This is a genomic window from Pseudoclavibacter sp. JAI123 (assembly GCF_013409665.1).
GTDB lineage: Bacteria > Actinomycetota > Actinomycetes > Actinomycetales > Microbacteriaceae > Pseudoclavibacter.
The window spans coordinates 1-26,376 of record NZ_JACCCM010000003.1; the positions used below are offsets into that span (position 1 = coordinate 1).

General features: G+C 67.9%; 22 protein-coding genes and 1 tRNA gene. 14 read left to right on the forward strand and 9 right to left on the reverse strand.

Features of this window, described 5'->3' with window-relative positions; genetic code table 11:
• Positions 1 to 184: 184 nt before the first annotated feature.
• The 11 genes from HDC34_RS15085 (at position 185) to HDC34_RS15135 (ending at position 15,366) form a co-directional block, all read left to right on the forward strand.
• The gene (locus tag HDC34_RS15085) at positions 185 to 1,102 is read left to right on the forward strand and encodes a PRD domain-containing protein (protein WP_179557617.1); all 918 of its coding nucleotides are present in this window, start codon (positions 185 to 187) and stop codon (positions 1,100 to 1,102) included.
• A 205-nt stretch (positions 1,103 to 1,307) separates the two neighbouring features.
• Positions 1,308 to 3,167: a beta-glucoside-specific PTS transporter subunit IIABC gene (locus HDC34_RS15090; protein WP_179557618.1), complete on the forward strand. Its 1,860-nt coding sequence runs from the start codon at positions 1,308 to 1,310 to the stop codon at positions 3,165 to 3,167.
• Between the two features lie 81 nt (positions 3,168 to 3,248).
• Complete coding sequence (locus tag HDC34_RS15095; RefSeq protein WP_179557619.1) at positions 3,249 to 4,661, forward strand: glycoside hydrolase family 1 protein; 1,413 nt, start codon at positions 3,249 to 3,251, stop codon at positions 4,659 to 4,661.
• A gap of 314 nt (positions 4,662 to 4,975) precedes the next feature.
• A complete protein-coding gene (locus tag HDC34_RS15100; RefSeq protein WP_179557620.1) occupies positions 4,976 to 6,436 on the forward strand; it encodes an FAD-binding oxidoreductase in 1,461 nt (486 codons plus the stop codon).
• Positions 6,437 to 6,522: 86 nt separating this feature from the next.
• On the forward strand, positions 6,523 to 8,181 hold the full coding sequence (locus HDC34_RS15105) for an ABC transporter substrate-binding protein (RefSeq protein ID WP_179557621.1): 1,659 nt from the start codon (positions 6,523 to 6,525) through the stop codon (positions 8,179 to 8,181).
• Positions 8,182 to 8,207: 26 nt separating this feature from the next.
• Positions 8,208 to 9,272: an ABC transporter permease gene (locus HDC34_RS15110; protein WP_179557622.1), complete on the forward strand. Its 1,065-nt coding sequence runs from the start codon at positions 8,208 to 8,210 to the stop codon at positions 9,270 to 9,272.
• Positions 9,269 to 10,138, forward strand: a complete 870-nt coding sequence (locus HDC34_RS15115; RefSeq protein ID WP_179557623.1) for an ABC transporter permease — start codon at positions 9,269 to 9,271, stop codon at positions 10,136 to 10,138. Before HDC34_RS15110 ends, HDC34_RS15115 begins: the two co-directional genes overlap by 4 nt.
• A gap of 43 nt (positions 10,139 to 10,181) precedes the next feature.
• Complete coding sequence (locus tag HDC34_RS15120) at positions 10,182 to 11,885, forward strand: ABC transporter ATP-binding protein (protein WP_179557624.1); 1,704 nt, start codon at positions 10,182 to 10,184, stop codon at positions 11,883 to 11,885.
• Between the two features lie 93 nt (positions 11,886 to 11,978).
• A complete protein-coding gene (locus HDC34_RS15125) occupies positions 11,979 to 13,217 on the forward strand; it encodes a PLP-dependent aminotransferase family protein (protein ID WP_179557625.1) in 1,239 nt (412 codons plus the stop codon).
• Between the two features lie 60 nt (positions 13,218 to 13,277).
• Positions 13,278 to 14,162, forward strand: coding sequence for an AraC family transcriptional regulator (locus HDC34_RS15130; protein WP_179557626.1), 885 nt, complete (start codon positions 13,278 to 13,280; stop codon positions 14,160 to 14,162).
• A gap of 343 nt (positions 14,163 to 14,505) precedes the next feature.
• Entirely contained in the window at positions 14,506 to 15,366 is an 861-nt protein-coding gene (locus HDC34_RS15135; RefSeq protein WP_179557627.1) for a hypothetical protein, read from the forward strand.
• A gap of 23 nt (positions 15,367 to 15,389) precedes the next feature.
• Here the strand turns inward: HDC34_RS15135 and HDC34_RS15140 are convergent, their stop codons facing one another.
• From HDC34_RS15140 to HDC34_RS15165, 6 genes are all read right to left on the reverse strand, one after another.
• Positions 15,390 to 16,343: a PRD domain-containing protein gene (locus tag HDC34_RS15140; protein WP_179557628.1), complete on the reverse strand. Its 954-nt coding sequence runs from the start codon at positions 16,341 to 16,343 to the stop codon at positions 15,390 to 15,392.
• Between the two features lie 143 nt (positions 16,344 to 16,486).
• Complete coding sequence (locus HDC34_RS15145; protein ID WP_179557629.1) at positions 16,487 to 17,920, reverse strand: 6-phospho-beta-glucosidase; 1,434 nt, start codon at positions 17,918 to 17,920, stop codon at positions 16,487 to 16,489.
• A 45-nt stretch (positions 17,921 to 17,965) separates the two neighbouring features.
• Entirely contained in the window at positions 17,966 to 19,918 is a 1,953-nt protein-coding gene (locus HDC34_RS15150; protein ID WP_179557630.1) for a beta-glucoside-specific PTS transporter subunit IIABC, read from the reverse strand.
• Positions 19,919 to 20,153: 235 nt separating this feature from the next.
• Positions 20,154 to 20,939 carry an EI24 domain-containing protein gene (locus tag HDC34_RS15155; RefSeq protein ID WP_179557631.1) on the reverse strand — a complete coding sequence of 262 codons (786 nt, stop codon included), beginning with the start codon at positions 20,937 to 20,939 and terminating at the stop codon, positions 20,154 to 20,156.
• Positions 20,940 to 21,031: 92 nt separating this feature from the next.
• Positions 21,032 to 21,655: a superoxide dismutase gene (locus HDC34_RS15160; protein ID WP_104310709.1), complete on the reverse strand. Its 624-nt coding sequence runs from the start codon at positions 21,653 to 21,655 to the stop codon at positions 21,032 to 21,034.
• 61 nt (positions 21,656 to 21,716) lie between these two features.
• Positions 21,717 to 22,256 (reverse strand): flavin reductase family protein, encoded by a 540-nt coding sequence (locus tag HDC34_RS15165; RefSeq protein ID WP_179557632.1) that lies wholly within the window; start codon positions 22,254 to 22,256, stop codon positions 21,717 to 21,719.
• A gap of 115 nt (positions 22,257 to 22,371) precedes the next feature.
• On the opposite strand from HDC34_RS15165, the gene soxR reads away from it, so the two are divergent.
• A complete protein-coding gene (gene soxR / locus HDC34_RS15170) occupies positions 22,372 to 22,845 on the forward strand; it encodes a redox-sensitive transcriptional activator SoxR (protein WP_258067888.1) in 474 nt (157 codons plus the stop codon).
• 198 nt (positions 22,846 to 23,043) lie between these two features.
• Positions 23,044 to 23,214: a hypothetical protein gene (locus tag HDC34_RS15175; RefSeq protein ID WP_179557633.1), complete on the forward strand. Its 171-nt coding sequence runs from the start codon at positions 23,044 to 23,046 to the stop codon at positions 23,212 to 23,214.
• A gap of 149 nt (positions 23,215 to 23,363) precedes the next feature.
• Here the strand turns inward: HDC34_RS15175 and HDC34_RS15180 are convergent, their stop codons facing one another.
• A complete protein-coding gene (locus HDC34_RS15180) occupies positions 23,364 to 24,032 on the reverse strand; it encodes an SRPBCC domain-containing protein (protein WP_179557634.1) in 669 nt (222 codons plus the stop codon).
• A 251-nt stretch (positions 24,033 to 24,283) separates the two neighbouring features.
• Positions 24,284 to 25,573 carry an MFS transporter gene (locus HDC34_RS15185; RefSeq protein WP_308807366.1) on the reverse strand — a complete coding sequence of 430 codons (1,290 nt, stop codon included), beginning with the start codon at positions 25,571 to 25,573 and terminating at the stop codon, positions 24,284 to 24,286.
• A gap of 165 nt (positions 25,574 to 25,738) precedes the next feature.
• On the opposite strand from HDC34_RS15185, the gene HDC34_RS15190 reads away from it, so the two are divergent.
• A tRNA-Arg gene (locus tag HDC34_RS15190) sits at positions 25,739 to 25,811 on the forward strand.
• Positions 25,812 to 25,992: 181 nt separating this feature from the next.
• Here HDC34_RS15190 and HDC34_RS15195 read toward each other — a convergent pair.
• Positions 25,993 to 26,244 carry a hypothetical protein gene (locus HDC34_RS15195; protein ID WP_179557636.1) on the reverse strand — a complete coding sequence of 84 codons (252 nt, stop codon included), beginning with the start codon at positions 26,242 to 26,244 and terminating at the stop codon, positions 25,993 to 25,995.
• Positions 26,245 to 26,376 lie beyond the last annotated feature (132 nt).

The window sequence follows — 26,376 nt, forward strand, 5'->3', positions numbered from 1 at the left end:
GGTACTGCAGGGGGGACCCTGTGGGAGAGTAGGTCACCGCCGGACTTCTTCATGAGCCGGGGTTGGTTGGTGAGTGAGCAGAGATGCTCCTCACCCATCAACCCCGGCTTTTTTGTTGCCCGGAAACACGGCTGCAGACCACGCACGACGATTCCTCCGAGCCAGGAGCAATACAATGCCGCACATGGGTGAATCCCGCAGGAGGAACTCCCACGACGCCAGCAACTCCCCGGGCCCCGGCATCTCGAAGGTCATCAACAACAACGTTGTGATCCAGATCGACGGATCCGGGCACGAGCGCGTGCTGATGGGGCGAGGGCTCGGCTTCCAACTCAAGCCGGGCGACCTCATCGAGCCATCCCGCGTCGAGAAGACCTTCGTGCTCGCAACGGGCAGCGAGGGCGACCAGGCACTGCAGCTGCTGAGCGCCGTGCCCTACGCGGTCGTCGAAGCCGTCATGGGCGCCGTCGACGAAGCCGAGCGCACCCTCGGCCGTGACCTCGGCAAGCGCCTGCCCCTCGCGATCATCGACCACATCCAATACGTCCTCGAACGCCTCGACAAGGGCATCCGCATCCCCGCGACCTCCATGCCGGAGCTCCGGGTGCTGCACCCCCAGGAATTCGCCGCCTCCAAGCAGATGGCAGCGTCGATCTCCGCGGCACTCGGACGTGAGCTCCCGCCGGAAGAAGCAGTCTTCCTGACCATGCACGTGCTGAACTCCACACGCGACGAACCGGACGGCACCTCGGCGCTCCTGTTCCGGCGCGTGCAGCACGTCGTCGTCACCGTGGAGGCCGGCCTCGGGGTCGACCTCGACGTGGACAGCCACGACTACGCGCGCTTCATCCTCCACATCCAATTCCTCCTGCAGCGGCTCGTGTCGCGCAGCATGCTCCGCTCAACAGACTCGTCATTCTTCGACTTCACGAAGCGCACCTACCCGCGCTCGTTCGCGATCGCCGAGCAGGTGAAGGGCTACGTGCGCGAAGCGACGGGGGTCGAGCTGACCGACGAGGAGCTGCTGTACGTCACCGTGCACATCGAACGCCTCGCTCAGCACATTGCCTATGGCACGGACGTCGAGCCGATGCTAGAGTGACTGCCGCAGGGCAATGAAGTCCTGCGGAATCCTTGGATTGTTACCGGTCAAGCGGGCAAAACCTGAACTCATATCGCCGAAATGGCGGTGTTCGAGTTCAGGTTTTTTTGTTGCCCAAAATCTCCTACGAGACGCCTGGCGGGGGCGACAGCCCAGGGACTCCAGACTGAGTTGCCGCCACAGGCGGGAGAAGGAGAGCGGTCCCATGGATCACTCAAGAGTTGCAGCGGATGTGCTCAAGGGCGTCGGCGGCGAAGAGAACGTCAAGTCGGTCGTGCACTGCATGACCCGACTGCGCTTCGCGATCAGGGACGACGCGAAGATCGACAAGGCGGCCGTCAAGGCCATCCCGGGCGTCATCACGACGGCCGAGGCCGGCGGCCAGTACCAGGTCGTCATCGGCAACGAGGTGCCAGAGGTCTACGCCGAGCTCGGCAAGATCTCGGGCCTCGTCGCGGGCACGCAGACCACGACGGTCGACCCCGACGAGCCGAAGAAGAACCTCTTCAACCGCTTCATCTCGATGATCGCGGCCCTCTTCACGCCCCTGCTCTGGGCGCTGGCGGGCACCGGCCTCCTGAAGGCCTTCCTGTCCGCTGCGGCGACGTTCGGCTGGATCGCAACCGACACGTCGACCTATCTGGTCCTCAACGCGCTGTCCGACGCGTTCATCAACTTCCTGCCGATGGCCCTTGCGATCACGGCCGCGCGGTACTTCAAGGCCTCCGAATGGACCTCCTTCGCGATCGCCGGAGCGCTCGTCTACCCGACGATCACCCCGCTGGTCGGAGCCGAGGGGCTGACGTTCTTCGGTATCCCGTTCACGATGGTCAGCTACGTCTCCAGCGTCATCCCGATCATCCTCATCGTGTGGCTGCAGAGCTACGCCGAGAAGTTCCTCTACGCGAAGCTGCACTCCTCGGTTCGCCGCTTCCTGACGCCCATGATCGTCGTCCTGATCGCGGTCCCACTCGTCTTCGTGGTCGTCGGCCCGATCTCCGCGCTCCTGAGCGGATGGCTCGGCGAGGGCATCGGCTGGGTCTTCGCGAACGTGCCATGGCTCGGCGGCGCCATCATGGGCGGTCTGTGGCAGGTGTTCGTCATCTTCGGTCTCCACTGGGGCTTCGTGCCGCTGTTCACGCTCGAACTCCAGTCGACGGGCCAGCTTTTCCTCGTCGGCCCCGTCTTCGCTGCTGTCCTGGCCCAGGCCGCGGCCGTCGCAGGAGTGTGGGTGCGAACGCGAAACAAGAACATCAAGTCGCTCGCCGCTCCCGCCACACTTTCTGGGTTCCTCGCCGGCATCACCGAGCCAGCCATCTACGGCATCAACCTGCCGCTCAAGCGCCCCTTCATCTTCGGTGTCGTCGGGGGTGCCATCGGCGGGGCGATCATCGCCTCAGGAGGCGTCTTCTCCAGCGCCTTCGTGATCGCCTCGGGTCTTGCCCTGCCGGCGCTGTTCGGCAACGGCAACATGGTGTTCCTCGGCCTCGGCCTGTTCGCCGCGATAGTGGTGTCCTTCCTGCTCACCGTCATCCTCGGCTTCAAGGACCCGGTGGATGAGGATGCCCCGGCCGCGGTCGCCAACAACGACCTCGAGGTCCGAAGCCCCCTCGACGGCACCGCCGTCGCGCTCTCCGAGGTGTCCGACCCAGTGTTCGCGGGCGGTGTGCTCGGCAAGGGCGCTGCCGTCCTCCCCAGCTCCGGCGCCGTCTACGCACCCTTCGACGGTGTTGTCGCTGCCGCCTTCCCGACGGGACACGCCATCGGGCTGCGCCACGCGGATGGTGCCGAGGTGCTCATCCACATCGGCGTCGACACGGTGAAGCTGAACGGCCAGCACTTCTCGATGAAGGTCGAGTCCGGCCAGGCCGTCACCGCGGGGCAGCTGCTCATCGAGTTCGACGTCGACGCCATCAAGGCGGCCGGCTACGACGTCACGACGCCCGTCATCATCACGAACGCCGACCTGTACCCGGAGATCACGAGCCAGGTCACCGGCCCCATCTCGCATGGAGAGGCGCTCTACCTGGCGAAGTCGGTCGAGGCCGTCGCGCTCGCCAAGTAGGCGCATCCACGCCTCCAGCCGCACCTCCACATCCACACGAACTCACGCACGAACGCATCGCAGAACGAAGGAGACACGCGTATGACGACAACGAACTTCCCAGACGGATTCCTCTGGGGCGGCGCGACCGCAGCCAACCAGCTCGAAGGCGGCTACCTCGACGGGGGCAAGGGCCTCTCCATCCAGGACGTCATGCCGAAGGGCGTCCTGGCGCCTCCCACCGAGGGGCCGACGGACGACAACCTCAAGCACGTCGGCATCGACTTCTACAACCGGTACGCGGAGGACATCGCGCTCTTCGCCGAGATGGGGTTCAAGACGTTCCGCTTCTCGATCGCGTGGAGCCGCATCTTCCCGAAGGGCGACGAGCTCGAGCCGAACGAAGAGGGGCTCGCGTTCTACGACCGCGTGCTCGACGAGCTCGAGAAGCACGGCATCGAGCCGCTCGTCACCATCTCCCACTACGAGACGCCGCTGCACCTCGCGCAGAAGTACGACGGCTGGGTGAGCCGTGAGCTGATCGGCTTCTACGAGCGCTATGCGCGTGTGCTGTTCGAGCGCTACGGGTCGCGCGTGAAGTACTGGCTCACGTTCAACGAGATCAACTCGGTGCTGCACGTTCCGCTCATGAGCGGCGGCATCCTCACACCGAAGGACCAGCTCAGCGAGCAGGACCTCTACCAGGCCATCCACCACGAGCTCGTCGCCTCGGCGCTCGCGACCAAGATCGCCCACGAGATCGCCCCGAACGCGCAGGTCGGCTGCATGCTCATCGCCATGCCCGTCTACCCGCTCACCCCGAGCCCGGCCGATGCGCTCGTCGTCATGGACGTCGACCACTCGAACCTCATGTTCGGCGACGTGCACGTGCGCGGCGAGTACCCGGGCTTCGCGCTTCGCCTCTTCAAGGAGAAGGGCATCAACCTCAACATCACGGATGAGGACCGCGAGATCCTGAAGAACACGGTCGACTTCATCTCGTTCAGCTACTACATGAGCATCGCGGAGACGGCGGATCCCGCGGCTGGCGCCGGCGAGGGCAACATCATGGGCGGCGTGCCGAACCCGACGCTCGAGAAGAGCGAATGGGGCTGGGCGATCGACCCGGTCGGTCTGCGCATCGTCATGAACCAGTTCTGGGAGCGGTGGCAGAAGCCCCTGTTCATCGTCGAGAACGGTCTCGGGGCGAAGGACCAGCTCATCGAGGTCGGCGGGGTCAAGACCGTCGAGGACGACTACCGCATCGCCTACCTCAACGACCACCTCGTGCAGGCCGGCGAGGCGATCGCCGACGGCGTCGAGCTGCTCGGCTACACGACGTGGGGCTGCATCGACCTCGTCTCGGCGAGCACGGCGCAGCTGAGCAAGCGGTACGGGTTCATCTACGTCGACCGCAATGACGACGGCTCGGGCACGCTCGAGCGCTACAAGAAGAAGTCGTTCGACTGGTACGCCGAGGTCATCCGCACGAACGGTGGCAGCCTGCAGGCGTAACGGCCAACCCCCATCTCCTCCGGTAGTCCATTACTCGGGGGATCGGCGCTCGCAGAGGCGGGCCGCGCACATCGCGCGGCCCGCCTTTCGTGTCTCTGCAGATGAAGCGGCGCGCGCCCGGTTCCACCGTGAGTTGCATGGCAGGCAACCTCATCGCGTCTCCGCGCCACTCTGCAGCGCGCGTCGTTACGAAGCGTGACGCTGTCTGAAGTCCGGCAACGTTTGGCGAAGGGATGCGACGAGGCCGCCTATCCAGGGCATCGGCCCTTCCGTACCTTTCGAGGGATCGCTCCCCGCCCCGTCGAAAGGCCAGCATGCCCACCGAGCTCGCCACCCCCGCGCCAACCGCCCAGCGCTCCGCGTCAGCCACCGTCCCAGGAGCTGAGTCCGCGGAACCTCTGCAGCGTGTCATCGGCGAGCTGGCGACCGAGCTGCCGCAGCTCGAGGTGCGCGTTCCTTCGGCAGAGACGCGCGAGTACGCGGTGGATGCGAGCACCAGGGCGCGCCTCGCCGGCATCGACCTCGGCCCGGCCGTCGCGTTCCCCGTCTCTGCCCAGGAGGTGCAGGCGGTTGTCCGCGCCGCGGGCAGGCACGGGGTCGCCGTCGTGCCGCGTGGCGCTGGCTCCGGGCTCGCGGGCGGTGCCACGGCAGACCAGCTTCAGCTCGTCGTCTCGACAGAGCGCCTCAACCGGGTCGTCGAGGTGAGCCCGCTCGACGAGGTCGCCGTCGTCGAACCCGGTGTCATCAACGCCGACCTCAACCGCCACCTCGAGCCGTACGGGCTCTTCTACGCGCCGGACCCCGCCAGCTGGGACATCTCCTCGATCGGGGGCAACATCGCCACCAACGCGGGCGGCCTGCGCTGCGCGAAGTACGGCGTCACGCGCGAGTCGATCCTCGCGCTCGACGTGGTGCTCGCCGACGGCAGTCTCGTGCATGTCGGCCACCGCTCCATCAAGGGCGTCACGGGCCTCGACCTCGTCTCCCTCTTCGTCGGCTCCGAGGGCATCCTGGGCATCGTCGTCGCGGCGACCGTTCGCCTTCGCCCCATCCCTGTCGCCCGGCGCACGGTCTCGGCATTCTTTGAGAGCCCTGCGGCGGGTGCGGATGCGCTCTCCGCCATCACGCGCAGCACGGTGCGTCCCAGCGTCGTCGAGTTCTTCGACGCGCGCACCCTCGAGAACATCGACAAGCACAGCGGCAGCACGCTCACCGCACGCGGCGGCGCCCTCCTGCTCATCGAGCTCGACGGCTACGGCATCGACGAGCAGTCCGCCGACCTGCGGGCCGCGCTCGAGGCCGTGGGCGGCCTCGTCACCGAGGAGAGCGTCGAGGACGGCGAAGCGCTGTGGGAGCTGCGCCGCTCAGGTCGTGGCTTCGACCCGGCCGAGTGGTTCGCGGGCGGCGACATCGCCGTGCCCAAGTCGCGCATCCCCGAGATCTTCGCGCACTTCCCGGTCGTCGAGGAGCGCTTCGGCGTGACGATCGGCGCCGTCGCGCACGCCGGCGACGGCAACCTGCACCCCGTGATCACGCTCCGCATCCCCGAGGGCGCCGACCCCGCCGTCGTGCCCCCGCAGCTGCACGACGCAGCCGTCGCCCTCGCACAGTTCGCGCTCGAACTCGGCGGAACAGTGAGCGGCGAGCACGGCATCGGCACCTCGAAGCTCGACCTCGCGGCCCTCGAGCTCTCCGACCGCAACCGCGAGGCGCAGCACGCCATCAAGCGCGCGTTCGATCCCGCCGCGCTCTTCAACCCGGGCAAGGCCATCTGACCCAGGCGCACGTACCCGGCTCCTCGAGCATCCCGCTCATCACCCCCTCCACGCAGCAGCACACCCCCGAGAAAGCAGCACACACCATGTCGACACGACACCCACGACTCCGACGGAAACTCGCCGCAGCCATCGGCGTGCTCGCGAGCATGTCGCTGCTCGCGGCCTGCGCGACCTCAGACGCGGCGCCCGGCGCGGCAGGGGAGGGTGAACCGCAGGACGGCGGCGACATCACGTTCCTCATCGACTCGCTCGGCGACACCTGGATCCCCAACAACAGCGCCATCTCCAGCTACCAGGGTCACGTCTGGGGCCACGTCACCGACAAGCTCGTCTACGTCGACGGGGAGGGCAACGTCAGCCCGTGGGTCGCGGAGAGCTGGGAGCAGAACGAGGACGCCACCGAGTACACGCTCAACCTCAAGGACGGCGTGACCTTCTCGGACGGCACCCCCGTCGACGCGGAGGCGGTCGTCGCGAACCTCGACATCTGGGCCAAGGGTGACCCCGACCGCGGCATCAACCGCATCGGCCTGTTCCCTGCCGCCAACTACGAGGGCGCGACCGCGGTCGACGCCACGACCGTCGAGGTGACGTTCTCGCAGCCCACGCTCGGCTTCATCCCGACGCTCGGCTACCACGGCTCGATCCTCACCTCGCCCTCCGTCATCGCGCTGCCCGCGGAGCAGCAGGCAGACCTCAGCAACTTCGTCGGCAGCGGCCCATTCACGGTCGAGTCGTGGCAGGAGGGCCAGGACGTCGTCCTGACCAAACGCGAGGACTACAACTGGGGGCCGGAGGCGCTCGAGCACACGGGGCCAGCGTTCCTCGACTCCATCACGTACCAGATCGTCGCCGAGCCGTCGCTGCGCACGTCCTCCGTGCAGGCGGGGCAGGCCGACGTCGCGTACAACACCTCCCCGCAGGAGCTGGATGCGCTTGCCGACGAGGGCTTCGAGGTCGCGGTTCCCCGCTACCTCGGCTTCGTCAACGGCTACGCGCTGAACACGCAGGTCGCCCCGTTCAACGAGACCGAGGTGCGGCAGGCGTTCCAGCACGGAATCGACCGCGACGAGATCCTCTCCACCGTCTACACGGAGGACTGGGAGGCCGCGGAGTCGTTCATCCAGAGCAACGTGCCGGAGGCGACCGACCACAGCGCCGCGTTCGCGTTCGACCCCGAGGAGTCCAAGAAGCTGCTGGATGCGGCCGGCTGGGCCGAGGGTGCTGACGGCATCCGCTCGAAGGACGGCGAGACGCTCGCCGTGACGCTCTACCCGAACCCGTACCTCGCCACCTCGCAGTCGGTCGACGAGCTCGTCGCGCAGCAGCTGAAGAAGATCGGCTTCGACGTGAAGATCGAGGCGTACGACGTCGTCACCTACGGGGAGCGTGTCCTCAACAGCGGCGTCGAGATCCCGGCGACGGAGATCACGCGCAGCTTCATCGACGTCGGCACCGTCGCGGGCATCCTCACGAGCCAGAACACCGGCGACGAGGACTGGTTCGGTGTCGGCACGAGCGACACGAAGCTCAACGAGTACGCCGAGGGCATCTCCAGCTCGAGCGACACGGATTCCCGCGCGGCGCTCGCCGACGAGCTCCAGGGTTACGTGCTCGAGCAGGGCTACTTCGCCCCGCTCACGCAGATCGTGCAGCGCGTCTACGTGCAGTCGCCGAACCTGCACGACGTCACCTACAACGGCGTCGCCTACGCCAACTACTACACGGCATGGGTCGACTAGGACCCGATCGTCGGGAGCTGAGCACCATGAGACAGAACTACACGCGTTTCGCGCTGAGGCGCACGGGACAGGCGGTCATCGTCGTCCTGCTCGCCTACGTCTTCACGTTCTTCGTCATCAGCGTGCTGCCGGGCGACCCGGTGACGAGCACGCTCCGGAACCCGGACAACGGGTTCACGGAGGAGGAGATCGCCCGCATCGTGGCCTACTACGGCCTCGACCAGCCGTTGCTCGTGCAGCTGTGGGGGTCGCTCACGCGGTTCGTGGTCGGTGACTTCGGCGTCTCGCTGCGGTCGAACCTCCCGGTCGCCGACCTCATCGGGGATGCGCTGCCCTCGACGCTCGCGCTCGCGGGCAGCGCCCTCCTCGTCGCCGTGGTGCTCGCCGTGCTCATCGCGTTCGGCACACAGGTGCTGCCTGTCCGCTACGGCCAGGGCCTGCTCCGCGCGTTCCCGTCGCTGTTCCTGTCGGTGCCGAACTTCGTCATCGGCCTGCTCCTCATCAACGTGTTCGCGTTCGGGCTCGGGCTGTTCCGCATCGTGGACCCGGAGAGCGGGTGGGCGACGTTCTTCGCCGCCGTCGCCCTGGGCATCCCCGTCTCGGCGCAGATCGCGGAGGTGCTCATCACGAACCTCGACCACGCGTCCTCGCAGGAATACGCGTCGGTGGCGCGCTCGCGCGGCCTCACGCAGCGTCGCCTCTTCACTCGCCACCTGCTGAAGCCGTCGGCGCTCCCCGCCGTCACGGTCCTCGCGCTCACGGTGGGCGAGCTGCTCGGCGGCTCGCTCATCACGGAGGCCGTCTTCGGGCGGAGCGGCATCGGCAGCATCGTGCAGCGCGCCGTCGCGAGCCAGGACCTCCCTGTGCTGCAGGCGGTCGTCGGCCTCGCCGCGGTCGTCTTCGTCGTCGTCAACCTGCTCGCCGACCTCGCCTACCCGATCCTCGACCCGCGCGTCGACATCGAGGGCAACCGCAAGAAGGGCGGCCCCGTGATCGGCGACGGGGATGCATCCACGCCCGAACGCGCGATGGCGACAGCCGCGTCGACCAGGTCCATCTCCCCGCTCAAGGAAGAGGCGAGCATCGTATGACCTCCGCAGTTCTGAACGCCGCCCCAGGCGCCACGGGCGGACGCAGCCCGAAGGCCGCATTCAAGGTGCGCGCGATCGGCGTGCTCCCGCCGACGGTCGTTCTGTCGTTCGTCGTTCTCGCCCTGGTACTGGCCTGGTCGCTGCTCCCCGGTGTCTTCACCTCGTACAGCCCCGTCGACGGGGTTCCGGCCGACAAGTTCCTCGGCCCGAGCCTGCAGCACTGGTTCGGCACCGACCACCTGGGCCGCGACCAGTTCGCTCGGGTCGTCTTCGGCACGCAGTCGTCGATCTCGTCGGCGCTCGTCGCCGTCGTCATCGGCGTCGTGGTCGGCGGCGCGATCGGCCTCATCGGCGGCTTCATCGGCTCGTGGACCGACACGGTGCTCGCCCGGTTCGTGGATGTGCTGCTCGCGATCCCGAGCTTCCTCCTCGCCGTCGTCATCGTCTCCTCGCTCGGCTTCCAGACCATCAATGCCGCGATCGCGACGGGCGTCTCCGCGGTCGCCGTCTTCGCCCGTGTCATGCGCTCCGAGGTGCTGAAGACGAGGCGGGCCACGTTCGTGGAGGCCGCGTACCTGCAGGGTGGCTCGAAGTGGCACGTGCTCGGCGGGCACGTCCTGCCGAACGCCTCCCGCTCCGTGCTGGCGCTCGCCGTGCTGCAGTTCGGGCTGTCGATCCTCGTCATCGCCGGCCTCGCGTTCCTCGGCTACGGCGACCCGCCTCCCGCATCCGACTGGGGCCTCCTCATCTCCAACGGCAAGGACTACCCGCGCGCCCCCTGGCTTGTCCTGTGGCCCGCGCTTGTCACCATCGCGACGGTGCTCTCCGTCAACCGCATCAGCCGGTGGCTCCGGCAGACGTCCTGATCGCTCGCCTGATCCCGACTGAACAGACGAAGAGAGACACGCTATGACTTCAGCATCAGCATCAGCATCAGCATCAGCATCAGCATCAGACCGTCAGCCCCTCCTGCAGGTGGAGAACCTCTCGGTCGCGTACGGGAAGAGCCAGGTCGTCACCGACGTGAGCTTCACCCTCGACCGTGGCGAGAGCCTCGCGCTCATCGGGGAGTCGGGGTCGGGCAAATCGACGATCGCCCGCGCGATCCTCCGCCTCCTGCCGGACGGCGGCAAGGCCGCCGGCAGCATCCGCTTCGAGGGCAGGGATGTGCTCGCCTACTCGCCGCGCCAGTTCCGGCCGCTGCGGGGCACGCGCATCGGCTTCGTGCCGCAGGACCCGGCCAACGCCCTCAACCCCGTGCGCACCATCGGCTCGCAGGCGCACGAGGCGGCCGACCTCGTCGACGGCCTGTCGCGCGACGAGCAGCGGGAGCTCATCTTCGCGACCTTCGAGCGGGTCGGGCTGCCCGACCCGAAGCGGGTCTACGAGTCGTACCCGCATCAGCTCTCCGGCGGCATGCTGCAGCGTGTTCTCATCGGACTCGCCGTGCTCCCGAGCCCCGACCTGCTCATCGCTGACGAGCCGACGAGCGCGCTCGACGTGACGATCCAGAAGCGCATCCTCGAGGTGCTCAGCGAACTGCAGAGCGAGCTCGGCATCGGGCTCGTGCTCATCACGCACGACCTCGCGATCGCGGCCGAGCGCACGCAGAAGATCGTTGTCCTCAGGGGCGGGGAGGTGCAGGAGTCCGGCCTCACCGAGCGGGTCTTCACCGAGTCGACGTCGCCGTACACGGTTCGCCTGCGACAGGATGCGCCAGCGCTGAACCCCGACCGGTACGGCTCGCTGCGCAATCGGGATCAGCAGAGCCGCGGCGGCCGCGGCGGCCCGGCCGACCGGGTCACCGTCGCGGGCGTCTCGAAGAGCTTCTCCGTCGGCGACCGGCAGGTGGCGGCGCTCGACGACGTGTCGTTCGCCGTCAAGGCCGGAACGACGCACGCGCTCGTGGGGGAGTCGGGCTCCGGGAAGACCACGGCCGTGCGCATCCTCCTCGGCCTCGAGGAGGCGGACGCCGGCGAGGTCCGGGTCGGCGACGCGCGGGTCGACGGCAGCTCGCCGAAGCAGCTGCGTGAGATCCGCCGCCACCTGCAGCTCGTCTACCAGAACCCGTTCACCTCGCTCGATCCGACGTGGCGGGTGGAGCGCATCGTGCGCGAGCCGCTCGACCGCTACAAGGTCGGCGACAAGCGGGAGCGTGCCGAGAAGGCGCGTGCCGCGCTCGCGTCGGTGGGTCTGGGCGCGGAGTTCCTGTCGAGGAAGCCCTCGGCGCTCTCCGGCGGGCAACGCCAGCGCGTCGCGATCGCGCGCGCACTCGTGCTGCGTCCCGACGTGCTTGTCCTCGACGAGCCGACCTCGGCGCTCGACGTGACCGTGCAGGCCGAGATCTTCGAGGTGCTGTTCCAGCTGCAGGCCGAGCTCGGCCTCACCTACCTGTTCGTCTCGCACGACCTCGCGCTCGTGCGGCAGGTCGCCGACACGGTGTCCGTGCTGCAGGGCGGGCGGGTCGTCGAGTCGGGGCGCGTCGCCGAGGTGCTCGCACATCCCGAGCAGCCGTACACGCGGGCGCTCATCGACGCCATCCCGACGCCGAGCTACGGGCATGCGGCCCCAGTGCCCACGACGCCGGCCGAGCAGGTCCCGGCGCTCGTCTGATGCACACCGGCACGCCCGCGCCGCGGGTGAGCCGCTTCGAGAATTCCTGATCTGTCCGGGGCTGACCGCCCAGGCGAAAGAGAGCGACACACGATGACGACCACCGCCACTCCCCAGCACCCCACCGAGACGTCGGCAGCATCAGCGCCCCCGACCTGGACCTCGACCGAACTCGCCCGTGCGTTCACGGCGCCGAAGGGCTTCGGCGACGCCACCCTGCGCGATCGTCACCCCGATGCGATCGAGCTGCTCGGCGGCATCCCCGACCCGTCGGTGCTGCCCTCGGCCGAGCTGGCCGAGGCGACCGCGCGTGTGCTCTCGGTGCCGGGCGTGCCGGCCCTGCAGTACGGGCGCACCGAGGGCGTCCCCGCGCTCCGGGAGTGGATCGCCGCCCGCGAAGGTGTGCCGGTGTCGCGCATCCTCGTCACGAACGGCGGTTTCCACGGCATCTCGCTGGCCGTGCAGCTCGTCGTCGAGCGCGGAGGGCTCGTAGCAGTCGACAACCCGATCTTCCCCTTGTTCCTGCGTGGGCTCGAGCTCTCGGACGCCAAGATCCTGCCGATCACGGTCGGTCGCAACGGCTTCGACGTCGCCGAGCTGGAGGCGCACCTCGACGCCGGTGCTCGCCCCTCTGCTGTCTACACGGTGCCCGACTTCCACAATCCGTCGCAGCACAGCCTCACCCTCGAGGGTCGCCGCGAGCTCGTGCGCCTCGCGGAGCAGTACAACTTCATCCTCCTCGCCGACAACCCGTACCGGGAGCTCGGCTTCCGAGGCGAGGAGCTCGATTTCGAGGTGTTCAACACCTCGTCGCACGTGATCCACATCAACACGTTCACGAAGACGCTCGGCCCCGGCCTGCGCCTCGGCTGGATCGTGCTGCCAGAGCGGCTCGTGCCCGACTTCGTGTCGTTGCGCGCCCGCCAGGACTCGCATTCGTCGCAGCTCGTGCAGCACGCGGTCGCCGAGCTGCTCGGCTCGACGCCCACGTTCTTCGACGACACCCTCGCCTCTGCCCGCGCCCTGTACCGGGAGCGAGCGGATGCGCTCGCGGCTGCCCTCGAAGCCGAAGCCCCCGGGGTCTTCGAGATCGACGCACCGGAGGGCGGCCTGTTCCTCTGGCCGCGCATCGCGGACGACTCGATTGACGCCGACAAGCTCGCGGACGACGCGACGGCCGAAGGCATCAGCTACCAGCGCGGCTCGTTCTTCCCGTCAGGGCCGGGCACGGATTCGGATCGACGCCTCCGGCTCTCCTACGGCGACACGTCCGTCGAGCGACTTGAAGAGGGCGCGTCGCGCCTCGGAAGAGCCGTCGCGAAGCAGCGATGAGGGGGGTGCGGGTGGACGTCGAATCCGTGCTGTTCAGCTGAGTCATGGGAAAATAGCCGGGTGGCATCCCCCCAACGACACCGGCACCGGGGGAGCAGTGCACTCACGTTCGCCGAGCTGAGCGGCTACCGGGTGGAGCAGGCCGGGCCCGACTTCGCCGTCGACGTCACCGCAATCGACCTGGGCGAGGTCGCCATGTGGAGGCTCCGGTTGTCCCCGGTGCGCGCCACGATCGGCGAGATCGCACCAGGCGACCTCGAGACCGTGCAGGTGCTCTCCTCCATCACCGGAACCACCACGGTCACCATCGCGGGCGTCGCGCACGAGCTGCCCCCTGGCTCGTTTCTCCTCTTCGATCCGCGGAAGCCGCACGAGTTCTCGAGCCCTGATGAGACGACCCTGTTCCTCTACTCGGTGCGACGCTCCGCCATCGAGCCGATCATCAGGGAGTTCCCGCTCAGAGTCGACGCCGACCCCGTCTACAGCCGCGCCCTGCGCGCGCTTGTCACGAGCATCCTGGATTCGGACACCGAGTACTCGGGGCCGGGTGCGGGCAACCTCCGCATCGCCATCGAGTCCGCCCTGCTCGCGAGCATCGCGGAGGCCGTCGGGCGGTTCAGGGCGGATGCGGGTGACGGGGGCGACCGCTTCATCGTGCTGCTCGAGGGGGCGCGGCAGATCATCGCACGCGAGTTCGCGGATCGCACGCTCACGGCGACGACGCTCGCTCAGCGCCTCAACGTCTCGCGGTCGCTGCTGCACAGGGCATTCGAGAGCGTGGGGATGACCCCGGCAGTGGAGTTGCGGAACGCCCGCGCGAGGCACGCCGGGCACCTGCTCGCCGAGGGCGATTCGGCCGCCCAGCGCAGATCGGCGGCGAAGTCGGCGGGCTTCGCGTCCGTGCTCTCCATGCAGCAGGCGATCGAAGCGCTCGGGCGCGACTGAACGCTACGCCGATCCGGGCCCTCGTTGAGGCGCCGGCGCTGCACGTCTCTCGGCGAGAAGGTCGACGATCTGTCGCGGGATTCGTCTGATGCGTCGCCGGACCGACCGGTAGGTCTATGGTTTCGCATAGTGTTTTGGGTATCGAGCCGTTCGTCGCGAACCGGCACCGCGTACCGCCACAGGGCGGAGACCGCGGCTGCGGAGGCGGCGATGGCCAGCACGCTCTCGCACCGAACGCACCCCCGCGCGGTGCTCTTCCGTGCGCCAGCACTCACATCGCCACTGCCCCCAGTGTCGCCGTTGTCGCTGGCGTGCTCTCATGCCCCCGCAGAAGGACGCGCTCATGCAGAACATCGAACCGACCAAGCCCGGAACCAAGACCGAAACCACCGCACTCCAGACCACGAGCCGCCGCAGCCTGCTCACCGCGGCGGCCTGGTCGGCGCCAGTGCTCGCGCTCGCGGTCGCCGCCCCGCTCGCAGCCGCCTCCACGCTGTGCATCGACCCCGACTTCAAGATCGACTGGGGTCTCGCCAGCGTCTCGGGTACGAGCGTGGCCCTTGGCCGCTCGACGCCCGTGGAAAAGATCGCTGTGTTCACTCCGCAGCCGGGCGCGAAGCCGGGTTCGACAAACATCGCGGGGCGCGTCACGCACACGTTTGCGGGACAGATGCGCACAGAAGCAACCAACGCGAGGATCTCATCTGGCTTCGTCGGAGGTATCGGCCAGCGCGGATATCAGATCAGCCAGCACAACGGCGCGAGCACGCAAGTCGCGCCGACTGCAAACGATGTCCAGACGGTCACGTTCTCGTTCGAGGAGGACCTCTACAACGTCCGCTTCGCGATCACCGATATCGACCGCATGTGGCAGGCGGGGTTCATGCGCACAAGGGATTTCATCGACGGAGTCGTGCTGGAGTCCTCAGCCCCCTGGGCTGCTCGTCTCCCTGTCGGTTCGACGGTTACTGGAGCGGGGAGGAGGGATGCCCCCTGGCGCAACACCGCCAACGAGGACAAGAACGAAGACGGCCCGGGCGGTCAGGTCGATGTCGTCTTCCCCGGGCCGATGCGCTCCTTCACGATTCGGTACTCGAACCTCGGGCACACCGAAGCGCCCGCTATGAACGGCGCGCCAACGCAGAACACCAACCAGACGATCTTCGTCACAGGCATGACGGTGGAGCGTCGCACCGTGTGCTGACCGCGCTCGCGCGGGGGACAGGCTTAAGTCTGAGGACTGTTCTGTGAGTGGGTTGCGGTCGCCGATTCAGTGGACGGCTCGTCCGCAGCCGCAGCTGACTCGGCGGGTGCCGCCTGCGGCTCCCGGCCGCTCGTCGAGAGGCGCGCGAGGTGGATCTCGAGGTAGCAGATCTCGGCCTCGCTGAGCTTCCCGCCCTGCGCTTCGATGATGTCCCGCACTCGGTCGCTCGTGGCGACGATCTCGGGGTACGAGTCGCGGATGGCCGTGAAGAGCTGCGGGGGAGCGCTGTCGAGCTGTGTGCGGGTCGTCATGCGCGCGTACAGGTAGCGCAGGTGGGTGACGAAGCGGGCGACGTTCGTGGGGTCGGCGGTCGCATCCGCCCCCAAGGTTTCGGTGACCACGTCGACGACGCTCTGCAGGGTCTTCGTCATGGCGACGGTCTGCGAGGTGTCGGACTTCGCGAACTGCGCGTTGACGAAGTGCATGGCGAAGGCGGTGGCCTCGTCGGCGTCGATGGCCGCATCCGCGCCGAGCTCCTCGTTGGCGAAGCCGACGGTCGCCTGCCCGAGCTGCGTCTCGCGCGGGTAGAGCTGCGCGATCTCCCACTTGAGGGGGAAGTCGACGCGCAGGCCGGTCTGGGCTCGGACGACCGCGAAGTGCAGGTGGTCGGCGACGGAGAGCAGGAGCGCCTGGCTCGGCCGCACGTCACCTGCCGTCTCGGCGTGGTCGACGGCCCGGCGCGCCACGCGGAAGACCTCGAGCGGGATCTCGCGGGCGAAGTCGGCGAGCTGCCGCAGCTCGAGCGCGGTGGAGGGGGCGAACGATTCGGTCGCGGAGGCCAGCTCGACGGTGTCGCCGAGGCGCTTCCCGAAGCCGATGCCGCGGCCGAGCAGGATGACGCGGTCACCGGCGGCGTCGACCATGACGGCGTTGTTGTTCAACACCCTCAGCAGGGTTCCCGTCTGCGTCTTCGTCATCGGGTCTCCCCTCCTCACGTTCTCTGGTTCGGCGTGCCGCGTCTGTATTCAGCCGCCGCACGCACAGATGAAGACTACGTCCGCTTGGACGCAGCCCGAGTGGATTCCCGGGGACCCCGACGTGCGGGGCCCCGGGAAGGACACTAGATTCCGGTGCCGTTGGCGCCGATGACGCCCGCGTACCAGTCGAACGACTTCTTCTTCGAGCGCTCCATGGTGCCGTTGCCGGCGTTGTCGCGGTCGACGTAGATCATGCCGTAGCGCTTCTTCATCTCGCCGGTCGTGAACGAGACGACGTCGATGATGCCCCACGGCGTGTATCCCATGAGGTCGACGCCGTCTTCGGAGACGGCGAGCTCGACCTGCTCGATGTGCGCCTTCAGGTACTCGATGCGCGCGTCGTCGTCGATCGAGCCGTCCTCGTTCACGACATCGATCGCCCCGAAGCCGTTCTCGACGATGAAGAGGGGCAGCTCGTAGCGCTCGGTGAGCACGTTGAGGGCGTAGCGCAGGCCGACGGGGTCGATCTGCCATCCCCAGTCGCTGGCCTTCACGTACGGGTTCGGCACGGAGTTGGCGAGGCCGCCGTTGAAGATCTTCTCGTCGTTCTGCACGTCGGCCTTCGCGACGGTCGACATGTAGTAGCTGAAGCCGAGGTAATCGACAGTGCCAGCCGCGAGGATCTCGGCGTCGCCGTCCTGCCAGCCGATGTCGTAGCCCTCGCGCTCGCGCTCCCGCACCGCGTAGGCCGGGTAGTGGCCGCGCACGTGCACGTCGGGGAACAGGAAGCGGTCGCGGCTCGAGATCTGCGCCTCGAGCACGTCGGCCGGGTTGCAGGAGTACGGGTAGATCGGGACGTGCGAGATCATGCCGCCGATCTGCAGGTTCGGGTCGACGTCGTGGCCGGCCTTCACCGCGAGAGCGGATGCGAGGAGCTCGTTGTGCGCGACCTGCAGCACGACCTCGCGCGGGTTGTCCTCCGGTGTAAGGAGCACTCCCGAGTTGGTCCAGAGGAACAGCTCGTTGCGGGTGTCGAGCTGGTTGTTGATCTCGTTGAACGTCATCCAGTATTTGACCTTCGTCGCGTACCGCTCGAAGCACACCTTCGCGAAGCGCTCGAAGAAGCCGACGAGGGCACGGTTGCGGAAGCCGCCGTACTCGCGGGCGAGGTGCAGGGGCACCTCGAAGTGCGAGAGCGTGACGACGGGCTCGATGCCGTGCTTCAGCAGCTCGTCGAAGAGGTCGTCGTAGAACTTCAGGCCGGCCTCGTTCGGCTCGAGCTCGTCGCCCTTCGGGAAGATGCGGGTCCACTGGATGGACGTGCGGAAGCACTTGAGGCCCATCTCGGCCAGCAGTGCGATGTCCTCGCGGTACCGGTGGTAGTGGTCGATGGCCTCGTGGTTCGGGTAGAACTCACCGGCCTCGACGGAGTCGGTGATGCGGCGGGGCACGCCGTGCTCACCCGCGGTGAGGACGTCGACGACGCTCGGTCCCTTGCCGTCCGCATCCCACCCGCCCTCGAGCTGGTGTGCTGCGACGGCGCCGCCCCAGAGGAAGTCGCTTGGGAGTCTGCTCATGGTGATGAGTGCCTTTCTCGTCTGTGATCTCGTCGGGAGTGCTGGTCAGTTGCCGGCGGGCGCGGTGGCGGATGCGGACGCGACGGCGACGGCGAGCTGGTCGCCTGCTGCGACTGCTCCCGCTCCGGTCGCGACGACCTCGCTGTAGCTGCCGGAGTTGGTGATGAGGACGGGGGTGATGAGGGAGTAGCCCTCGGCCTTGATGGCGACGGCGTCGAACTCGAGGAGGAGCGCGCCCTGCTTCACCTCGGTGCCCTCGGAGACGTGGGCGGTGAAGTGCTCACCGTTCAGCTGGACGGTGTCGATGCCGACGTGGATGAGCACCTCGACGCCCTCGTCGGAGATGAGGCCGATGGCGTGCTTCGACGGGAAGACGGAGACGACCGTGCCGTCGAAGGGGGCGAAGACCTGGTGGCCTGCGGGGTCGATGGCCGCGCCCGAGCCCATGACGCCTGCCGAGAAGACCTCGTCTGGCACCTCGGCGAGGGTCAGCACCTGGCCTTCGAGCGGGCTGGCGACGACGCCGGTGCTGTTCGATGCGGTGAGGGCTGCCTCGAAGCGGGCGTTCTGCTCAGGGTCGGTGGGGCGAGCCTGGTCGAGGTCGCTCGTGGGGAGGTTCTCGGCGACGACGTCCTTGAAGCCGATGAAGTACACGAGTGCGGCGGCTCCGAAGAAGGCGACGGCGCATCCGACGACCATGCCGATGATGGAGTTGGGGTTGTCGGGGCTGACCGAGTTGACGATGGTCAGCATGCCCGGCAGGCCGGCGTACGCGTAGTAGCGCGAGCCGAAGAAGGAGATCGTGATCGCTCCGACCGCGCCGGCGATGCAGGCGAGGAGGAACGGGCGCTTGAGTCGGAGCGTGACGCCGTAGATGGCTGGCTCGGTGATGCCGAAGATGCCGGTGACGGCCGCGGAGCCGGAGACGCCGCGCATCTCCTTGTTGCGGGTCTTGAGGAACACGCCGAACGCGGCACCGACCTGGGCGATGACGGCCGCGGTCTGGAATGCCTGGAACGAGTCCTGGCCGAAGCGGTCGAAGTTGTCGAGCACGAACGGCGTGACGCCCCAGTGCACGCCGAAGATGACGGCGACCTGCCAGAAGGCGCCGATGAGGCCTGCTGCGACGGCCGGCGCGATCTCGACGAGCCAGTTGTAGCCGTTGGCGACGCCGGATGCGCCTGCTGCGGAGAGCGGGCCGATGACGAGCAGCACAAGCGGAACCATGACGACGGCCGAGATGAGCGGCACGAGGAGGGCCTGCGCGACGCCGCGAAGGTATCTGTTGAGGAAGCGCTCGAGGTAGGAGAGCACCCAGACGAGGATCAGCGGGGGCAGCACGGATGACGAGTAGGTCGTCGAGTTGAGGGCGATGCCGAGGAAGTCGATGGTCTCGCCACCCTCGATGCGGCCCGCGAGGGCGGCCCAGTCGGGGTTCATGATCGCGGCGGCGCAGAGCACGGCGATGTAGGTGTTGACCTTGAAGTGCTTCGACGCGGTGATGGCGATGAAGATCGGCAGGAACGCGAATGGCGTCCAGGAGATGAACGTGAGCACGAGGTCGGTGCCGGTGCCTTCGAACGCCGGCCAGATCATGCGCGTGATGATGAGCGAGCCCTGCAGGAGGCCTGCGGAGGCGAGGATGTACACGAAGGGTGCGAACACGGCCGACATGGTCGCGATGACGCGGTTCAGGATGGACGGCTTGTGGGCCGTCGTCTCCGGCACGTTGTTCGAGATGTTGGCGTTCGACATGAGCGCCTCGTGCACCTCGCCGACGTGCGAGCCGATGACGACCTGGAACTGGCCGCCAGCCTCGACGACGGTGATGACGCCGGGCAGCGCGGCCACCTTGTCCTTGGCACCGGCGGGGGTGTCGTTCAGGACGAGTCGGAGCCGGGTCGCGCAGTGCGACGCCGACTGGATGTTCTTCTCGCCGCCGACGAGATCGACGATCTCGCCTGCGAGCCTGGGATAGTTGCGGACTGCTTCAGCCATGGCATTCTCCATTGATGCTTGGGATGGGGACGTTCCCGAGCGGAGAGCCTGACGACATGACGGTGCAAGAACAGATAGCGAGGTCGACGCCCTGCGGAGCAGCAATGCTCGCAGTGCGTTGCGTCAGCTCCACTCGGGAGCTGTGACGTGGGTTCTTGCCTCGCTGAGTAACAGGCCCGCAGTCGCCTCGAACTCTAACCTCATCCTCGCCGATTCGGCAAGCGCGGTTCGAGAGCTACATTGGTCCGGAGACCTCCGGCGTGCCCTCGCGGCTGCCGACACCAGTGAGGCCGCGCTCGTCGAGGAGGCGCCGCGCGAGCACCGTGGAGCCTGCGACGGCGGCTGGCATCGTGAAGACCGCGCCGCCCGGAACCATGAAGCAGAGCTGCGTCGCGACGCCGAAGCCGAGCAGCTGTGCGCGGTTGCCGCGGATGACGGACGCGCGCTGATCGCCGAGCAGGCGGCGCGCATCCAGTGCCCTGCCGGTGAGCTCCCGGGAGAGCACGGTGCCGTTGAGGGCGACGCCGACGATTGCCGCGGTGACCGAGCCGACGAGCGGGATCACGCCGATGACGGCGACGACGATGGCGGAGAGGATGCCCATGCCGACGAGCCAGAGGCTGCCTTTCGCGGCGGCCCAGAAGCCGAGGCCCTCCCCGGGGTTCTCGTCGCCGAGGTCGCGTTCGACGCTCAGCCAGATGCGCTCGTAGAACGGGTCGCCGACGGTCAGGGTGATGGCCGTGAAGGTCGTCACCGACAGGAAGACGCCACCGGCGATGATGAGGGTCATGAAGGCGATGCGGAGGGTGTTGCGCCAGACCTCGTCCCACTGCGCGGCCCACGGCGTCGCCCATTCGACGATGTCGTCGACGAAGAAGAACAGCGTCACGAGGGCTGCGCCGACCAGCACGAATACGATGAACGCCGGGATGAGCCCCAGCAGCATCATGTGCGGCTTCCGCTTCCAGTACCCGAAGCCCTGGAAGAGCGCGCCGACGCCTGCGAAGAACTGCCCGATCATGCCACCGAGACTACTGAGGCGCGGCAGGGAAGCGGATGCGTGCATCCACGTCCCCGCCGCGCCTCAACGCTCGCGGTTCGTGCGAGAAGGAACTACAGCGTGATGAGGCCGTTCGTCTTCGTGGTCGCGGCGTCGTAGCGCTGCTGCACGTTGTTCCAGTCGGCGATGTTCCAGAATGCCTTGATGTAGTCGGCGCGCACGTTGCGGTAGTCGAGGTAGTACGCGTGCTCCCACACGTCGAGCATGAGCAGCGGGACGAGGCCGAACGGCACGTTTCCCTGCTGGTCGAAGAGCTGGAAGATCGCGAGCTGCTCGCCGAGCACGTCGTAGGCGAGCACTGCCCAGCCGGAGCCCTGCACGCCGAGCGCGACGGCCGTGAACTGCGCGACGAACTTGTCGAACGAGCCGAACTGCGCGTCGATCGCCGTGGCGAGCGAGCCGGTCGCCTCACCGCCGCCGTTCGGGGAGAGGTTCGTCCAGAAGATGGAGTGGTTGACGTGGCCGCCGAGGTTGAACGCGAGGTCCTTCTCGAGCTTGTTCACGTTCGCGAGGTTGCCGCTCTCGCGGGCTTCGGCGAGCTGCTCGAGGGCCGTGTTCGCGCCCTTGACGTAGGTGGCGTGGTGCTTGGAGTGGTGCAGCTCCATGATCTCGCCGCTGATGCTCGGAGCGAGCGCGGAGTAGTCGTACGCGAGGTCGGGAAGGGTGTATGCGGTCATGGTGTGACCTTCTTTCTGTCGGTTTTCGTGGAGTGGTTCGTGGCGGCTGTTCGCGCGAGCGCTACTGGTCGAAGGACGACGCGTCGAGGCGACCGAAGCGACGGTTCTGGTACATGAGCGGCGGGGTGCTGCTGCCGTGAAGCACTTCGAGTACCTCGGCGAGCACGATCGTGGAGCCGCCGACCTTGACGGTGCTGGCGATGCGGCACCGAAGCGTCTCCCGCGCCTGGGGGAGGTACGGCTCGCCGGTGGGGAAGTGCTCCCACCCCTGCTCCGGCGTGAAGCGCGGGGCACCGCTTCGGGCGAAGTCGAGGGCGAGCGTCTCCTGGTCGAGGCTGAGGAGGTTCACCGTGATGTCGCCCGCCTCGAGGAGGCCTCCCGCGCTGCCCGTTGCGCGGGTCACCGAGAACGAGAGGGTGGCCGGGTCGACGGCGACGGAGCTGACGCTCGACGCGGTGAGTCCGACCGGGCCGGTGGCGGTCCGCCCCGCGATGATCGCCACGGCGGCGGGATGCTCCCGGAAGGCCGTCTTGAATTCGTCGGCCAGTGCTGCTTGGGCCGATGCCGCTTGAGCTGCTGCCTCGGGGGCGGAATCTGTCATCGAATCGGCTCTCTGCCTTCGCTGAAGGACGGGGATCGGAGTTGCGTGTGCGTTCTGTCTTCGAGGCTAGAACCTCAAGTATGGTTGAAGTCAATTCGAGCGGTGGGATTTCACTGTGAGCGAGACACGCAAGGACACACAGGGGTCGCCCCTGCCCTCCGACGAGCTGCTCACGGTGAGCGAGATGGTGCGACGCACCGGGGTCGCCGCATCCGCCCTGCGCTTCTACGAGGAGCTCGAGCTCATCGCGGCGGTGCGCACTGCGGGCAACCAGCGCCGGTACGCGCGGCACATGATCCGCCGCGTCTCGCTCATCTCGGTGGCGAAGCGCCTCGGCATCCCGCTCTCGGACGTGCAGGATGCGTTCGCGGACCTGCCGCGTGACGCGACCCCGAGCCAGGAGGACTGGCAGCGGGCCTCCGGGCGGTGGAAGCGCACGCTCGAGGAGCGGCGGCGCGGCATCGAGCGCCTCGAGGAGGAGCTCATGGGGTGCATCGGCTGCGGTTGCCTCTCGATGAAGGCGTGCGGGCTCCTCAATCCCGACGACGCCCTAGCGGGCGGCGGGTCCGGCCCGCGCAGGCTGGACTGAAGCGGGCTGTTGCAGTGCTTGCGCGCCGCTTCCGCTGGAAAGGGGTCCGCGATCGTGGGGGACGGCCGTTCCGTGACAAATGTCACGTCAGGAAGTGACGCGCGAGACTGGCTGGTGTCGGTGGTCGCGAATATCGTTCGAAGGACCGGCGCAGAGCCGGGACGGCAGAGAGCCGGAACAGCAAACAGGGGAGAGGCCATGGCTGAGTTCAAGATCGGTGACACTGTGCAGGTGACGGGGGACACGATGACCGGCAACGTGGGGACGGTCACGTCCTACGACGAGAAGCGCGAGAAGTACCTCGTGCTCATCAGCGCCGTCACGCAGAACTACTTCACTGCCGACGAGCTGAAGCTCTTCACGGCGTAGAGCGCGGCGGTCCGGAGGCGGCTACGGCGCAGCTAGCTCAGGAGTCTCAGCGGACGCAGCCAGCTCGTCAGGCTCAGCGAGTCGACTGTGCCTGATGACTGTGCCTGATGACTGTGCCTGGTGACTGCGCGTGGTGACGGAGCCTGGTCTCAGCTGTTGAGGCCGTCGAGGTAGGCGTCCGTGGTGCGCTTCTGTGCGGCGCGGGCGTCCGCCTCGTCTGAGCCCGCGGCGATGGATGCATCCGCCCAGGCTTCTGCGCTCAGCACGAGGAACGTGCTCGCGTCGTCCGTCTGCACCCAGGCGGTGGTCTCGAGGGGCACGCTTGCACCCGTCGCGAGGTGGTGGGCGAGGCTCGCGAAGCTGAGGTCCCAGCCGACTCCCGTCGCGCCGACCCCGAACTTCGGCCACGTCTCCTCGTCGGTTGGCGAGTGGTGCTCGAGTGAGAGGGTCGCGTGGGTCTCGTCGACCTTCGTGAAGTGAACCTCGATGTGGGAGTGCTCGCCGTCGTACTCCCACGTGGCAGTGAACGAGTCGGGGGCGTGGCATCCCGTGATGTGCCCGTGGGCGTTGTCCTGAATCTGGTAGGTGCCACCCTGGCGGAGGCTCCCGTCGACGGGGGCGAACCACTGTGCGAGACGGGAGATCTCGGTTGCGGCGGACCACAGCGAGCTGCGCTTCGCCGCGAACGTCTGCGTGAGGGTGATGACGAAGCCGTCGTGGCCGTCGAGCTCCTGCATCCGCACCGAGCGGGCGACGGCGGCAAGCTGGCCGGCGCCGTCGAACGTCGGAGTGCTGGTGGAGGCGGGCGTCGTGGTCATGTGCCCTCCTTCTGTGTGTCGGCGCGGGTTGAGCTGCGGGGTGAGGGTGATGAGCTGCGGGCGGCGGGGTCTGGGGCGCCTTGTCTTCTGGGGTGCGGGCGTGCGAGGTGGGCACGCAACCCGTCCCTCAAGGGTCCCACCCCGGCGCATACCTTTGCAGGCTCGGCGCGGGGTTCGCTGTGACGATTACGTGAAGTTGCGGTTGCGGGCGTGCGACGACGCCGCGGGTCGTGCGGGGTGGGTCCCGTGCGTCAGGGAACGCGGATGGCCTGGGTTGCCGCCGTCTCACCCTTCCACGGCAGGAGGAAGAGTGCGAGCAGCCCGGCGATGATGGTGAGCCCGCCGACCATCCAGATGACTCCTGGCCAGTCGAAGTGCTGGAAGAAGACGCCGCCGAGGAACCCGAAGATGCTGGAGCCGCCGTAGTAGCCGAGGTTGTAGAGGGCTGTCGCCTGGGCGCGGCCTCTGCTCGGGTAGGCACCGGCCCAGCCGACGGCGACGGAGTGGGCGCCGAAGAAGGCGGCGGTGAAGATCGCGAGTCCCGTGATGACGAGCCACAGCTGCGGCGAGAGGGTGAGCGCGAGCCCGCCGAGGGAGATGGTGGTGGATGCGAGCAGCACGAGCTTGCGTCCGTGGCGGCCGGCGAGGCGGGCGATGAAGGGCGACGAGAAGGAGCCGGCGAGGTAGGTCACGAAGACGAGCGACACGAGCCAGACGGGCAGGAAGTAGGGGGCTTGGGTGAGGTGGAAGCCGAGGAAGTTGTAGACGGCGACGAACCCGCCCATGAGGAAGAATCCCTGCGCGAAGAGCCCGAGCATCCTGGTGCTGGAGAGGTGGGCGGTGATGGCCTTCCAGGCGCGGCCGATGCTCGCGCCGAGGGTGCCGCCTGCGTTCTTCGCGAGTGGTGCGAAGCCGCGGGGCTTGGGGATGAGCCAGATGAAGAGCACGGCCATGGCGACGGAGATGAGCGACACCGTGAGCAGGCCGAGTCGCCAGTCGAGGAGCTCGGCGACGGGGGTCGGCACGATTCGGCCGCCGAGTCCGCCGAGGGTGTTGCCGGCGACGAACGTGCCGGCGGCGCCGGCCGCCGCGGTGGGGTGGAGCTCCTCGTTGAGGTAGGCGATGGCGCAGGCGGGGACGCCGCCGAGGGCGATGCCTTCGAGGAGGCGAAGCACGAGGGCGAGCTCGAAGCTGGGCATGAGGATCATGAGCAGGCCGAGGATGGTGGCGCTCGAGATGGAGATCGTGATGGCGCGGACGCGACCCATCCGGTCGGCGGCGATCGACCACGGCAGCACCGAGATGGCGACGCCGAGGGTGCCCATGGAGACCATGAGGGCGGCGGTCGCGGGGTCGATGGCGAAGGTCGTCGAGATCTCCGGCAGCAGCGCCTGCGGGGCGTACAGCTGCGCGAACGTCGCGAACCCGGCGCACAGCATCGCGAGCTGGATGCGCCGGTAGTCGCGGGACCCGCCGAGGTGACCGAGCCAGGGGTTGCCTGTGGATGGGGGCTTCGGGGTGTTGGTGCGGTCGGGCGTCACTCGTTCGAGGGTACTCCGGGGGCTTCGGGTCGGCGTTGTGCGCCTGCATGGGTGCGCGCGCATCGTTCGTCAGCTCGCCCGAATGGCCTGCGACCCGCCGGGTTTGCGGACCGGTCGGGTCGTGTGTAAGCTATCCCCTGGTCAATCGCGCAAGCGAAACACCGGGCGCCCGTAGCTCAACGGATAGAGCATCTGACTACGGATCAGAAGGTTAGGGGTTCGAATCCCTTCGGGCGCACAGTACAAGAGCTTCACAGTTCGGGTACACAGCTCTGTGTTGAGACAGATGCAGGAAAGGCTCGCGAAAGCGGGCCTTTTTTGTCGCCTGCTGCATTCTGCCTGGTGGGCCCAGCCTGATGGGCCCAGCCTGAAGTCTCCTGCCTGCCGCCTCGGCCCCGCGAGTCAGCCGCGCCCGCGAGTCAGCCGCGCCCGGTGGTCCGGAGCGCTTCGGAGTTCGCCGCCGCGTCGCGGCGCGCGGTGCGCACGAGCGCGATGCTGCCGAGGATTAGCACCGCGAGGGCGCTGACGGGCGCGAGCATCAGGCCGAGGTATCCGAGGCCCACGAGGAACTCGGCCGCCGCGGGGTCATCGGGGCGGAGGCCTGCTGCGAGCGCGAGGGCAGCGAGCGCGACTCCGAGGGTGACTGCTGCTGCGATGAGCAAGGGCTTCATGGGGTGATCCTGGCACACCTGTTCATTCCGCAACGCTGCACTTCCAGAGGCGCTGACCCTTCCGCGGTTCCCCTCTCTCCACAGGTTGGGTCTCTCCACAGGGTGGACGCCGATCCCGGGTCTTTCAGAGTG